The 12,900-nt window shown below is 68.9% G+C and carries 9 protein-coding genes and 1 pseudogene; 3 read left to right on the forward strand and 7 right to left on the reverse strand.

Translation table 11 applies throughout. From position 1 onward, the window contains the following. The first annotated feature begins 60 nt into the window (after window positions 1-60). Window positions 61-1,236, forward strand: coding sequence for a LysR family transcriptional regulator (locus tag ACTTAI_RS09900; RefSeq protein WP_444455554.1), 1,176 nt, complete (start codon window positions 61-63; stop codon window positions 1,234-1,236). Between the two features lie 227 nt (window positions 1,237-1,463). Here the strand turns inward: ACTTAI_RS09900 and ACTTAI_RS09905 are convergent, their stop codons facing one another. From ACTTAI_RS09905 to ACTTAI_RS09920, 4 genes are all read right to left on the reverse strand, one after another. Further along, window positions 1,464-2,366: a bifunctional 5,10-methylenetetrahydrofolate dehydrogenase/5,10-methenyltetrahydrofolate cyclohydrolase gene (locus ACTTAI_RS09905; protein ID WP_444455555.1), complete on the reverse strand. Its 903-nt coding sequence runs from the start codon at window positions 2,364-2,366 to the stop codon at window positions 1,464-1,466. A 95-nt stretch (window positions 2,367-2,461) separates the two neighbouring features. Next, complete coding sequence (locus ACTTAI_RS09910) at window positions 2,462-3,298, reverse strand: SbcC/MukB-like Walker B domain-containing protein (protein ID WP_444455556.1); 837 nt, start codon at window positions 3,296-3,298, stop codon at window positions 2,462-2,464. Further along, window positions 3,216-6,176, reverse strand: a complete 2,961-nt coding sequence (locus ACTTAI_RS09915) for an AAA family ATPase (RefSeq protein ID WP_444455557.1) — start codon at window positions 6,174-6,176, stop codon at window positions 3,216-3,218. The genes ACTTAI_RS09910 and ACTTAI_RS09915 overlap by 83 nt, the downstream gene beginning before the upstream one ends. Before the next feature lie 3 nt (window positions 6,177-6,179). Further along, complete coding sequence (locus tag ACTTAI_RS09920; RefSeq protein WP_444455558.1) at window positions 6,180-7,397, reverse strand: exonuclease SbcCD subunit D; 1,218 nt, start codon at window positions 7,395-7,397, stop codon at window positions 6,180-6,182. A 295-nt stretch (window positions 7,398-7,692) separates the two neighbouring features. Here ACTTAI_RS09920 and rplM point away from each other — a divergent pair, with 295 nt between their 5' ends. Next, window positions 7,693-8,157 carry a 50S ribosomal protein L13 gene (gene rplM, locus ACTTAI_RS09925; RefSeq protein WP_013066607.1) on the forward strand — a complete coding sequence of 155 codons (465 nt, stop codon included), beginning with the start codon at window positions 7,693-7,695 and terminating at the stop codon, window positions 8,155-8,157. A 2-nt stretch (window positions 8,158-8,159) separates the two neighbouring features. Then, a complete protein-coding gene (gene rpsI, locus ACTTAI_RS09930) occupies window positions 8,160-8,648 on the forward strand; it encodes a 30S ribosomal protein S9 (protein ID WP_444452294.1) in 489 nt (162 codons plus the stop codon). 75 nt (window positions 8,649-8,723) lie between these two features. Here the strand turns inward: rpsI and ACTTAI_RS09935 are convergent, their stop codons facing one another. The 3 genes and pseudogenes from ACTTAI_RS09935 to ACTTAI_RS09945 form a co-directional block, all read right to left on the reverse strand. Continuing rightward, on the reverse strand, window positions 8,724-9,245 hold the full coding sequence (locus ACTTAI_RS09935) for a hypothetical protein (protein ID WP_444455559.1): 522 nt from the start codon (window positions 9,243-9,245) through the stop codon (window positions 8,724-8,726). Window positions 9,246-9,568: 323 nt separating this feature from the next. Next, window positions 9,569-10,417, reverse strand: a pseudogene (locus ACTTAI_RS09940) (calcium-binding protein); the annotation flags it as partial. Window positions 10,418-10,690: 273 nt separating this feature from the next. Beyond that, window positions 10,691-12,544: an O-linked N-acetylglucosamine transferase, SPINDLY family protein gene (locus ACTTAI_RS09945; RefSeq protein WP_444455560.1), complete on the reverse strand. Its 1,854-nt coding sequence runs from the start codon at window positions 12,542-12,544 to the stop codon at window positions 10,691-10,693. Window positions 12,545-12,900 lie beyond the last annotated feature (356 nt).

Below are 12,900 nucleotides of genomic sequence, written 5' to 3' on the forward strand. Positions count from 1 at the left end.
GCCCCGGCTTCGGACATATGTTTTTTTCTGCACAGCCGATGCGGGACAACTGGTGAAAAAATGCGCAGTTCAAGTCTGATCCTGGCCGAGGCAGCGCTGCGTCTGGGCTCGGTGCGACTTGCGGCACGCGAAAGTCGGCAGCCCTCTTCGACCTGTTCACTGGCGCTGCGGCGGCTCGAGGAAGAGCTGTCGGTGACGCTCGCACGGCGCAACACCGATGGGTTGGCGCTGACGCTGGAGGGGCGGCGGGCGCTGCCGGGGCTTGCCCGTCTGGCGGCCGGGCTGCGGGCGTTGCAGGGCTGCGGCCCGGAGGCGGTGCCCGCGCGTCCGCTGACGCTGGAGACGCTCTTTCGCGTGGCAGAGGCCTTGCGGGCGGGCTCGATCCGCACCGCGGCGCGGCAGCTGGGGATCGGTCAGCCGCAGCTCTCGCGTCAGCTTGCTCTGGTGGAAAATGTTCTTGGTCAAGGCCTTGCGGGGCGAAGTGATGCGGGGCTGGTGACCACCCCCGAAGGCCATCTGTTCGAAGCGCAGGTCGCCGCGCTGCAAGCCGACTGGCGCGCGCTCTGTGATCCGGGGCAGGGCGCGGCGCCGGTGCGGGCGCGTGCGCCCGTCAGCATCGGCACCGTCCTTCCCGCCACGCCCGACGGCGATCTGGCGCGGATGCTGGGCGGGCTGATCCGCCGTCTGACCGAAAGCCATGCGCTGAATTTCACCCTTGTCGCGACGCTGGCCGAGGATCTGCTGACCGGGCTCGACACCGGGCGGTTCGACTGCGTCTTTCTCGATGCGCGGCTGCGCGACCGCTATTACAGCCAGATCGAGTTGCGCCGCTCGCAGGTGGCTCTGTGCGGTCTGCCCGAGGGGTTGGTGCGCGCGGGGGCGATGATCGAGCCCGCGGTGCTGCGGAAACTGCTCGAAACCCATCCGCTGGTGCTGCAATCGCGCCGCAGCGGTCTGCGCCAGCGCGCCGAGGCGTTTTTCGATGCGCATCTGGGGCCGGACTGGCGCGGCGCAGCGCGGGTGCTGGAGATCGACGCGCTGCCGATCATCGTCAATGTTCTTGCGGGGGACGGCTATGTCAGCGTGCTGCCTGAACATGTCGGGCGCACGAATTTCGGCGGGCGGCATGTGATCCTGCCCGATGCCTATGACCAGCGGCTGATGCTGACCTGGCGCCAGTCGGGCCGCGCGCGCCGGATCGCGGAGCTGATCGCCGGGGATCTGGCCGAGAATTAAGGGGCGGTTCGGGCGAAAGAGGGAAAAGCACCGCTTTTCCCCGCCCGTCACGCCACCGTTGTCGCAAGACCGTTTCTGCAAGCGCGACAGACGCCTGCGTCCCGCCCCGGCGGCGCGAATGCGCCCGCCGATGGCGGGGCGGGCGCAGGCCGAGGGCCTTTGGGCCCTCGCCGGTCACGGGGCAAATGCTGCGCGTGACCTCGGCGATGGCCTCGGTCAATCTCGCCTTACGCCCCGACCGCCTCCAGCCACCCGGCCGCCACCTGACGGCGATGCGCGGTCAGCGCGTTGCGCATCAGCATCGCCACGGTCACCGGCCCGACGCCGCCCGGAACCGGGGTGATCCAGCCTGCCACCTCGCGCACGGCCTCGGTGTCGACATCGCCCAGAATCCGCACCTTGCCCGCCGCATCGGTGACCTGATTGATCCCGATGTCGATCACCGCCGCGCCGGGCTTGATCATCTCCGGCCCGATCAGATGCGCCTTGCCGACAGCCACGATCACCACATCGGCGCGGCGCGAATGCATCGCGACCGAGCGCGTCATGTGGTGACACACCGTCACCGTCGCCCCCTCGGCCATCAGCATGAAGGCGATCGGCTTGCCGACGATTTCCGAATGGCCGATCATCACCACCTCAAGCCCGGGCATCGACAGCCCCGTCGCCCGCACCATCTCCACCGCCGCCGCCGCCGTGCAGGGCGCGAGCGCGATGTCGTTGTAAACGATATTGCCGATCGAGGCCGGGTTCATCCCCTCGACATCCTTCAGCGGATGGATCGCCGATTGCAGCGAGCGCACATGGATATGCGCGGGCACCGGGCGTTGCAGGATGATGCCCAGAACCGACGGGTCGTCGTTCAGCGCCGCGATCTTGCGCTTGCAGTCCTCCTGCGTCGCCTCCGCGGGCCAGATCCCCTGCTCGAAGGGCAGACCGGCCTCGGTCGCAGCGCGGGCCTGATTGCGGACATAGACCTCGATTTCCGGCGACGGCCCGATCGAGATCGACACCAGCCGCCCGACCGGATGAGTCTTCGCCGCCGCCTCAAGCTCGGCGCGGATCTCGACCAGCAGACGGTGCTGCACCGCCTTGCCATCGATGATCCGGTGATCGCGTCTGTCGGCCATGGCGTTTCCTTTCGCGCTGAGCGGGCTTGGTCGCACCATCGCACGGCCCGGCCGCCCGCCGCGCATCGGCGCCGACGCATCGTTTCAGAAAAACGTCAGACCCCCGGGCCTTCGACGCGCAGGCTGGATCTGCCGCCGCCTTCCTTGCGCACGGCGATGCGGGTGGCGATGCGGGCCTGCATCGCCTCGACATGGCTGATCACGCCGACCTGCCGCCCCTGCGATTGCAGCGTCTCCAGCGCGTCGATCGCCAGATCGAGACTGCCCGCATCAAGTGCGCCAAACCCCTCGTCGATGAACAAGGTGCCCGCAAAGGTGCCCTTGCCGCCCATCTGCGAGAGCGCGAGCGCGAGCGCCAGCGAGACCAGAAACCGCTCGCCCCCCGAAAGGCTGCGCGTCGCGCGCGGGCTGTCGCCCATGTCGCGGTCCTCGACCTGAAGCGCCAGTTCGGCGGCGCGGCGCAGCCGGTAGCGCGGGTTCAGATCGGCCAAATGGCGGTTGGCATGCTCGACCAGCACATCCAGCGTGATCGCCTGCGCGATGCGGGCAAAGCGGTCGCCCGAGCGCGCGCCGATGGCCTTGTTCACCGCCTCCCAGACCTCAAGCTCGGCCCGCGCGACCTCGGTCTCGGTCGCCAGATCGGCGAGCGCCGCCCGCGTCTGCGCATCGCGGGCCAGATCGGCTTGCAGATGCCCGATCTCTTGCGCCCGGGTCTCGATCTCGGCTTCAAGCGCAGCAAGCTGCGCCGCGAGTGTTTCGGGGCTGTCTTCGGGAAGTCCCTCCACCTCAAACGCTTGCAGGTCGGTCTTGCGCGCGGCAAGGGCCGAGCGCGCGGCCGTTACCGCATCTTCAAGGGCGCGCAATTCGGCCCGCAGCACCTCGGCCGTCTCGGGTGGCAGGGCGATCAGCGCGGCCAAGTCCGCCGCGGTCATCTCGGCGGCGCTCAGGGCCGCGGCGAGCGCGGCTTCGGCCGCGGTCTGCGCCTGCGCGGCCTCGGTCGCGGTGCGGGCGGTCTCCGCCCCGCGCATCGGCGGCGGCAAGGGCGGCCTGCGCCTTTGCCACCGCCGCGGCGGCGGTTCGGTGCGCCTCTTGCGCCGCCAACCGGCTTTCGTTGAAACGGCTGCGATGCGCGGCGGTGGGCTCGCCGTCCAGAAGCGGCGCCCGCGCGGCGCTGAGCCTGTCCAAAGCCTCGGCCCGGTCGCGCGCCGCCTGATCCGCGGCCTTGGCCTGCGCGGCCGCCGTCTCGGCCCCGCTGTGCGCGGCGGCCAGCTGCGGGGCGAGCGCCGTCAAGGCCTCGGTCGCAGCTTGCAGCGCCGCGCGCGCCGCGCCCACAGCCGAGACCTGCTGGCTCAGACGTTCGACAAGCCCCGGATCGGCAAGGTCATGTTCCCCCGCCGCCGCGAGCATCGGCGCCAGCGTCGCGGCAAGCCGGTCGCGCTGCGCCGTGGCCTCGGCCCCGCGTTCCTCGGCGCGGGCGCTCTCCTGCGCGATCTCGGCCGCTGTCGCGGCCAGACGCTCGCGCGTGGCGCGGTGGGCGGCGAGGGCGCGGCGCAGGCTGTCGCGGGTGCGGCCGATCTCGGTCAGGCGGTTGCGCAAGGTGGCGATCTGCGCCTGCGCCGCGGTTTCGGCCGTTTGCAGGGCGCGGATATGGTCCTGCGCCGTGGTCAGCGCTTGGGCGTCGGGCGTGTCGGGCAGGGGCGGGCAAAGCGGTTGGGCTGCGAGCCGGGCCTGCCCCTCGGCCCAAAGCGTGCGGGCGGCGGTGGCACGGGTTTGGGCGCGGGTCTGGTCTTCGGTCGCCTGTCTGGCGCGGGCATCTGCCGTGGCGCGGGCGCCCTGCGCCGTCGTCAGCGCGTCGCGCGCGGTTTGCGCCGCGGCGCGGGCGGCGGCCTGATCGGCGCGCAGCCGCTCGGCCAGATGCACAAGCCCCGCTTCGGCCGGGGTCGGATGATCGAGCGCGCCGCAGACCGGGCAGGGGTTGCCGTCAGCGAGCTGCGCGCGCAGGCTGCGGGCGGCGTCGGAGAGTGCAAGATCGGCCTGTTCCAGCGGCGCCGTCAGCGCGGCGATCTGCACCTCGGCGCGTTCAAGTGCCTGTTTCGCGGCGCTTTCCTGCGCGCTTGCCTGCGTTTCCTGTGTCTGAGCGACCTGCAACGCGGTGTCGGCCGACGCCTGCAATGCTGCGGCTTCGGCCGCCTCGCACAGGGCGCGGGCAAGCTCGGCCAGATCGGTTTCGATCCGCGCCAGATCGCGCACGCGAGCGGGCGGATGCGCGGCCTCAAGCGGTGCAAGCTCTGCCTGCGCCGCCTCGGCCGCCTGCGCCAAGGCCGTCTCGGCGGTTTGATCCGTGGCTTCGGCCTTGGCCGCCGCGTCGGCTTCCTGTGCAAGCGCCTGCGCCCGGTCGCGGGTCGAGATCAGGGATTTCGCGGCCGTCTGCGCCGCGTCGGAGGCCGTCCGGTGCGCGTCCAGATCGCGGCGGATCGGCCCCCAGGCGTCCGCCAGAGGCACGCAGGCGGCCAGCTCCGCAAGCGTCGTTTCGGCCGTGGACTCGGCCGTCCGCGCGCGGGTCTTGGCGGCGACAAGATCGGCGTGCTGCCGGGCGGCGGTCTCGGCCGCATGCCGGGCGGTGGCCGCCTGTGCCTGCGCGCTGTCCGCCTCGGTCGCCGCGGTCGCGATCTGGGCGTCGAGCTCGGTGGCGCGTGTCCAGATCGGGCCGAAGGCCTTGAAGGCCTCTTCGCGCTCGGTGACGGCGGCAGCGGCTTGCTCGGCCAGCTTGGCCTGTGTGTCGCGCGCTTGCGCGGCGTCGCTGCGCGCCGAGACGGCCGCCTCGGCCGCGGTCCGGGCGCTGGTCAGACGGCTGCGCGCCTCGGCTGCCGCCTGCCACGGTAGACGCAGCGGCGCAGCCCGGTCGAGCCGGTCAAGCTGCGCGCGGGCGGCGCCGGCCTCGGCCTGCCGGGTCTCGGCTTCGCTCAGGGCGATGGCGGCGGTCTGCACCTGCGCCGCGGCCTCGGCATGGCGGCGGTGGCGGGCGAGGGCCTCGGTCAGACGGCTGCGTTCGGCCGCGGAGGTCGCATTCGCCTCGGTCTTCGCGGCGATCTCGGCCGTGAGCGCGGTGCGGGCCTCGTCAGTCAACAACCGGTGCTCGGCCGCGCGGGCCAGAAGCTGAGCATGGGCGCCCCGCGCAGCCTCGGTGCGCTCGTAAACCCGGATCGAGACGGCGCGGTAAAGCCCTGTTCCGGTGACCTTTTCCAGCAGGTTCGCGCGCTCGCCGGTGTCGGCGCGCAGGAAAGCGTCGAAATCCCCCTGCGCCAGCAGGACGGTGCGGCGGAACTCTTCGTAAGAAAGGCCCGTCAGCGCCTCGACCTGCTCGGTCACCGCCTGCGTCTGCGCGGCCAGCACCTGCCCGTCCTCGGCGCGCGCAAGGCTGCGGGCGACCGATTGCAGCTTGCCCTCGACCCGGTCGCGGGCGCGGCGGGCCTGCCAGCGCGCGATATATTCGGCGCCGTCGCGGGCGGCAAAGCGGACCTCGGCCCAGCCCGTCGCCGCGCCGCGCCGCAAGATCGCGCGGCTGTCCGAGGCGCTGATTTCCTCGCCCGCCGCATCGGGCACCTTGTCGCTGCGCGCCCCCGCGGCCAGCCGCGGCGCATCGCCGTAAAGCGCCAGACACATCGCGTCGAGGATCGAGGATTTGCCCGCCCCGGTCTCGCCGGTGATGGCGAAAAGCCCGGCGCCCGCGAGCGGCGCGGTGGTGAAATCGATGCGGAAGGGCGCGGCGAGGCTGGCGATATTCTGCCCGGAAATCGAGAGGATACGCATGGGTCAGACCTCGGAAAGCGCGTCGCGGAAGGCGCTGAAGTGGCGCGGTTCGGGATCGGTGCCGTGCAGATCGCGGAAGGCGGCGGCGAAAAGCGCCTCGGGGCTGGTCTGGGTCAGCCCCTGCGGGGGCGCGGCGCTGGGGGCGGCGGTCTCGGGGCGGGTGATCGTCAGCCCGGCGAGCCGCACCGGCAGGGGATCGAGCGCCGCATCCAGCGCCGCGGTGATCTCGGTCACCGGGCGGTCGGCGGCAAGGGCGAGGTAAAGGAACGGGCCTTCGGCGCGGGGCGTGTCGGTCCGGGGCAGGGCCTCGAGCGCGGCAAGGATCTCGGGCAGGGGGGCGGTGCCCTGCGCGGGCAAGCGCAGTACCGGCACCGGGCGCGGCAGCGGGATGTGGCGGGGGGCGGCACCGGTTTCCAGATCGAGCAGCGTCACGCCGTGCTCATAGTTGATCTCGCTGGCCGAGAGGGGGAAAGGCGAGCCGGAATAGCGCACCCGCCCGCCGTCGAGCGATTGCGGCCGGTGCAGGTGGCCAAGCGCGACATAGCTGAGCGCGGGCGGAAAGACCTCGGGGGGCACGGCATGATCGCCGCCGATCAGGATGCGCCGCTCGGCGCCTTCGCTTTCAAGCCCGCCCGCGCAGGTCAGATGCGCCATCGCGACGAGCGGCACCGCGCCCGCAAGCGCCTCGGCCCGCGTCACCGTCTCGGTCAGAAGCGCGCGCAGGGCGGCGGTGACCGCGCCCTCGGTCCCGTCCTCGGCGCCCAGACGCAGGCCCGGCAGATCGGCCTGCCGCAGGAAGGGCAGCGCCAGAACCTGCGCCCGCACCTGTCCAGAGCCATCGCGCAGCGGGATCAGATGGCGGGCCAGATCCACCCCCTCGGCGCCGCGGGTCAGCGTGCCGAGCACATGCACGCCCAGTTCGCGCAGCACCGCCTCGGGCGCTTCCAGCCTTTGCGCGGGGTCGTGATTGCCCGCCGTCAGCACGATCTGCAGCGCCGGATTGGCGCGCAGATAACCCGCGAGCGCCGCGTAAAGCAGCCGTTGTGCCTCGCCCGAGGGGTTGAGCCCGTCAAAGACATCGCCCGAGACAAGCAGCGCATCCACCTGTTCGGTCACAAGAATTTCGCCCAGATGGGCGAGGAAGGCGCGATGCTCGGCCTCGCGCGACCAGCCGTTCAGGGTCTGTCCGATATGCCAGTCGGCAGTGTGCAAGAGGCGCATCAAAGGGCTTTCGTCAGGGGCTTCCGGTCAAGGCGCGGCGGAATTGGCGCTGCCGCCTCAGACTATCGCGGGCGGGTGCCGGGGGCCACCCGTAAGCCGCAGTCCGGGCGCCCCATATCGGTCCGAACCGGGGCGGCGGGCGAGGATTTGACCTTCTTGCATGTGGTATTTAGATACCTATTTTATAAACCATTGGAATTGTTTGGAATAATTCCGCTTTGTTTGCTTGATTTGTTTTTGGAAAGCGCGGATAAGCCCGCATCCAGTTTCCCAACCCTTCAAAGGGCGATCGACAATGAAAACCTATACCGCGAAACCTGCGGAGATCGAGAAGAAGTGGATCCTGATCGATGCCGAAGGCGTCGTTCTGGGCCGCCTCGCGACGATCGTTGCCATGCGCCTGCGTGGCAAGCACAAGCCGACCTTCACCCCCCACATGGACATGGGTGACAACGTGATCATCATCAACGCCGACAAGGTGCAGATGACCGGTGCCAAGCGCGAAGACAAGCGCTACTACTGGCACACGAACCACCCGGGCGGGATCAAGTTCCGCACCGCGCGTCAGGTTCTGGAAGGGGCGCATCCCGAGCGCGTGGTGATCAAGGCGGTCGAACGCATGATCTCGCGCAACCGTCTGGGCCGTGCGCAAATGTCGAACCTGCGCGTTTACGCCGGGGCCGCCCATCCGCATGAAGCCCAACAGCCCGAAGTTCTGGACGTGAAAGTCCTGAACAAGAAGAACACCCGGAGCGCCTGATCATGTCCGATATCAAATCCCTCGACGATCTGAAGTCGGCCGTCTCTGGCACCCCGGCGGCGGCGGTGGCTGCTGTGGTGGAGCGCACCCCGGTGCGTGACGCGCAGGGCCGCGCCTATGCGACGGGCAAGCGCAAGAACGCGATTGCGCGGGTCTGGGTGAAGCCCGGCACGGGCAAGATCACGGTGAACGGCAAGGAGATGCCGGTTTACTTCGCGCGTCCGGTGCTGCAGCTGATCGTGAACCAGCCGTTCGGCGTTGCTGGCGTCGAAGGCCAGTACGACGTGATGGCGACGGTTGTGGGTGGCGGTCTTTCGGGTCAGGCCGGTGCGGTGAAGCACGGCATCTCGAAGGCGCTGCAACTGCACGAGCCGAGCCTGCGCGCGGCGCTGAAAGCCGCTGGCTTCCTGACCCGTGACTCGCGCGTCGTCGAACGGAAGAAATACGGCAAGGCCAAGGCCCGTCGCTCCTTCCAGTTCTCGAAGCGCTGAGGTCAGCCTTTCGGATTTTGCAAACGGCCTCCCTTTCGGGGGGCCGTTTCGTTTGTGGCAGCCGTGGGCGTGCGTTCAGCTGAACAGGAAATCGGCCGCGTTCACCGTCGATGCTGCGACCCCCGTCAGCAGGATCGTCGTGCCGCAATCGAGCGTGATCAGCGTGTCGTGGCCACTGTTGACCGAGGCGATCGCCACATCCGCCATCGAACCGCCCGCCAGCACGATGCGGTCGCCACCAAGGCCGAAATCCTCGATCCTGTCGGCGCCCTCGTTCGACAGCCGATCGAAGAGGAAGCGATCTGCCCCGGCTCCGCCCGCCAGAATGTCGCTGCCGCCGCCCGCCGCGATCGTGTCGGCGCCGCCGCCGAGCCGGATGATGTCGTCGCCCCCGGATCGATCGGTGAAGGAGATCATCTCGATTCCGGTAAAGCGGAGGTCATTGCCGCCCATGCCGTCAATGGTGCCGACATAGCCGCCCGCCGCATCCGCGCGCAGATCGGTGAGCCAGACCCCGTTCGAGGTCACGTCATAAGTGACGATCAGCCGATCCGCACCCGCGCCGCCCGCCACCGAATCCGCGCCCCCCATCGTCATCGTGACGATGTCATTGCCCGCACCGCCGTCGACCCGGTCGCGCCCGCGCCGCCATCAGCCAGATCGCTGCCGCCGTCGTGGAAGCTGAGCGTGTCATTGCCCGCACCCGCGTGCATCACGTCGTTCATCGCCACGTTGAAGCGCGCGGTCAGGCTGTCATCGCCACTGCCCGTGGTGACATCCATGCCTTCGATGTTGACGACGCTCGCCCCCGCTGCCGGGGTGGAGGCGGTGTTCAGATTGATGACCACATCGGTGCTGAGCGCCGAGAGATTTCCCTGCCAGTAATCAAGCTGACCGTAGCCGCCATTGATCTGATCGCGTCCCGCGCCAGAGCGCAGCGTGTCGTTGCCCGCGCCGCCGTTCAGCGTGTCATTGCCCGCGCCGGTGTTGATGATGTCGTCGCCGCCGTCCCGGTCGGTGAAGCTGAAGCGCTCGATGCCCGAAAAGGCGATATCATTGAAGCCATTGCCGTTGAACGTGCCGCTGTAACCGCCGCCGGGCGTTGCCGAAAGATCGGTCAGCCAGACTGTGCCCTCGTCGATGCCGCAGGTGACGATCAACACATCGCTGCCCGCGCCGCCCTCGGCGATATCCGAGCCGCCCATGAACATCGTCAGCGTGTCATTGCCCGCGCCGGTGGCAAAATGGTCGCTGCCGACAGCGGTGGCGTGGTTCATGATCCGATCATTGCCGCTGCCGGTGGTGATGTCGAGGCTTTCAAGGTTGCGCAGGATCCCGCCATTGCCCAGAAGCGACTCTTTGTTGAGATTCACCAGCACCGGGCCGCCATACCAGGCGATGCGGATCTGGCCGTGGTCGATCCCCGCGCCGCCGTCGATCGTGTCAATGCCGCCCCAGCCGCGCAGGTCGTCATTGCCCGCGCCGCCATCAAGGCTGTCATTGCCATCGCCGCTATAGATGATGTCATCCCCGCCCGAGCGGTCGCTGAATCCGAAGCTGCCGAAGCCCGAGAAATGGCAGTCGTTAAACCCCATTCCGTCGAACATGCCCGAATACCCGCCCGCGGGCGTCTCGGCGCCGCTGCCGGGCAAAGAGAGATTGTTTAGCCAGACACCATTGGTTGTTGCGGTGTAGATGAAGTCAAGTCGATCCGTAACGCCGCCGGTAATGGTGCCGCTGTAACTGTTGGTCACCGTAAAGGTGGTCATGGTCGCCCTCCGATCCCGCCTCCGGCTGCAACAGCCGAGGCCCTTGCGGGGCGCAGTATAAACCTTGGTTGATGCGGCCCCTTTGCGGCAGATCAATATGCGGCATGGGACTGGTAGGCCTGATCCGGGCGATCGGGGAAGGGAAGACCCGCCGTGACGCAGGCCTTGTCCGCGGCGCGATCTGTGTGTGCGGCGGCGGCTTTGCGCGATCTGCGGTCTGAGGCGGACCAAACGATGGCGCCGGGTTCAAGACTGGAACCCGGCGCGACCGGGTCACAAAGCGGCGCGACCTGCCAGAAGCGCGGCTTCGAAGCGGCGGGTGAAATCCTCGGCATCGCCGAGCGTGCGCTCCCAGGCGCCGGTGGCCAGATGCGCCTTGATCCGCGCGAGCCGCGCCGGGTCGGTGGCGATGGCAACGGCCAGATCCTCGTAGCCCTGCAGATCCTCGGCGATGCATTCGGGCAGGCCGATCGCGGTGAGCAGGCTCGCCCCCATCCGCGCGGCAAAGGCACGGCCCCGGGTGGTGATGATCGGCAGCCCCATGCGCAGCGCGTCCGAGGCGATGGTGCCCGCATTATAAGGAGTGGTGTCGAGGAAGAGATCGGCCAGCGCCAGCCGGGCGCGGTAGCGCGCGGGATCGGTGCGGGTCGCAAAGACCAGCCGCTCGGGCGCAAGCCCCGCCGCCGCCCAGCGCGCCTGCAGCGCCACATGCGATTCCGGGTTGTCATTGATGATCCAGAGCACCGCATTCGGGACACGGCTGACGATCCGGCACCAGCGGCTCCAGACCGCTTCGGTCAGCTTGTAATGGTGCGAGACGCAGCAGAAGACGGTGGCGGTCTCGGGCAGGCCTTCCTCGGCGCGGCTGACGCTGGGCAGCTCCGGCACGCGGCCGTCATTGGCTTGATAGCAGCCCGTCACGCGCAGCGGCCGGGGCTTGTATTCGGCATCCATCTCTTCGGGGATCGTCACCGCGTCGCAGATCAGATAGTCGAGTTCGGGCAGCGACACCGGACCGATATAGCCCAGATAGGTCACCTGCATCGGCGCCGGTTTCTGGCGCAGGATCGCCGGGCGCGCGCCCTTGGTCAGGCCGTTCAGATCGACGAGGATGTCGATCTCGTCGGCGCGGATGCGTGCGGCGACGGCATCGTCGGTCATCGTGTGGATCGGAATGTGGTGATCGAGCGCGCCCAGCACGCGCGCGCGGATATCGCTGCCATCTTCGGGCGACATGTCGTAGCCGTAGATCTCGAAGCGCGAGCGGTCATGGCGTTCGAGCAGTTCGGCGATCAGGAAGCTCATCGCGTGGCGGCAGAAATCCGACGACAGATAGCCCAGACGCAGACGGTCGTGCTGATAGCCCTCGACCGGGGACAGACGCGGCGGGGCGATCGGCACCTTGCGGTTGATCCAATGCGTGCAGATCTCGCTTTGGCGCCGCGGATCGTCGACCAGTGCCAGCGCTGCCAGAGGTCCGGCATGCAGTTCGGCCATGTCATCGCTGATCCCGGGCACATTCAGCGTGCAGGGTGGCCAGGAGGTGGTGCGCTGGCGGTTGTGCACGAGATGCTGGATCGCATCGGCTTGCGTCGGGTCGATCAGCAGGGAGGCGCGTGCCTCCTCCATCGCCGCGCCCAGCATGCCGCGATCCTCGAAGAGCCGCGCCATCTGGATGTGGATCTGACGCCGGGCCTCGGCGGGGGGAAGCACTTCGCGCCAGGCGGCAAGAGCGGCTTCGGGGGCGCCCGCCGCTTCAAGCGCCAGACCGCGGCCAAGACCCGCCTGCCACAGACCCGGACGCAGGCGCAGGGCGGCTGCCAGCGCCTCCGCCGCTTCGGCGGCATGGCCAAGGCGTTGCAGCGCCACGCCGAGATTGTGCCAGACCGGCGCAGCCTTCACGCCGCGATCGGGGCCCGCGAGCCAGGACCGGTAAAGCAGGGCCGCATCGGTGGGATCGGCAGCCTCGGCGATGTTGACGAGTTCCTCGAGTTCGAGCGCGATCACCGCGCGCGCCATATGCGGCGCCAGAACCCCCTGCGCACCAAGACTTCCGGGTTGGCGCAGTGCCGAGAGGATGGTCTGGGCATCGCCCGGCAGCGGCAGGAACGGAACAACGGATGGCAAGGCAAGGCTCCTTCTGGATATCGGCCCGCATGAGAGGCCTCGGGCGGACTTTTGCACGGCAGGGTAAAGGTGCGGTTAATGCGTCTCGTCTCCTGCCGATTGGTGCGCTTTTGCATAGTGCCTGGCAGGTTTTGCGCATTTTTGTGCGCTAACCCGGAGAATGGGGCCGCGAGGGATGTCCCAAGGCTGTCGGAAGGGCCTTTGCTCTAATCTTAGCTATTTGCGACGATGCATTAACCAGATTTGGGGGATCGTCTTCACGATCGAATAACCAGTAGGGCCTACGGTCGGCTTCACGCGTGGCTGGAAAACCCGGCCGCTGCCTGTCGGGTGAACCTCGTCAGGGCAGAGTGTTC

It is taken from the genome of Rhodobacter capsulatus, from assembly GCF_052363175.1.
GTDB classification, from domain to species: domain Bacteria; phylum Pseudomonadota; class Alphaproteobacteria; order Rhodobacterales; family Rhodobacteraceae; genus Rhodobacter; species Rhodobacter capsulatus_D.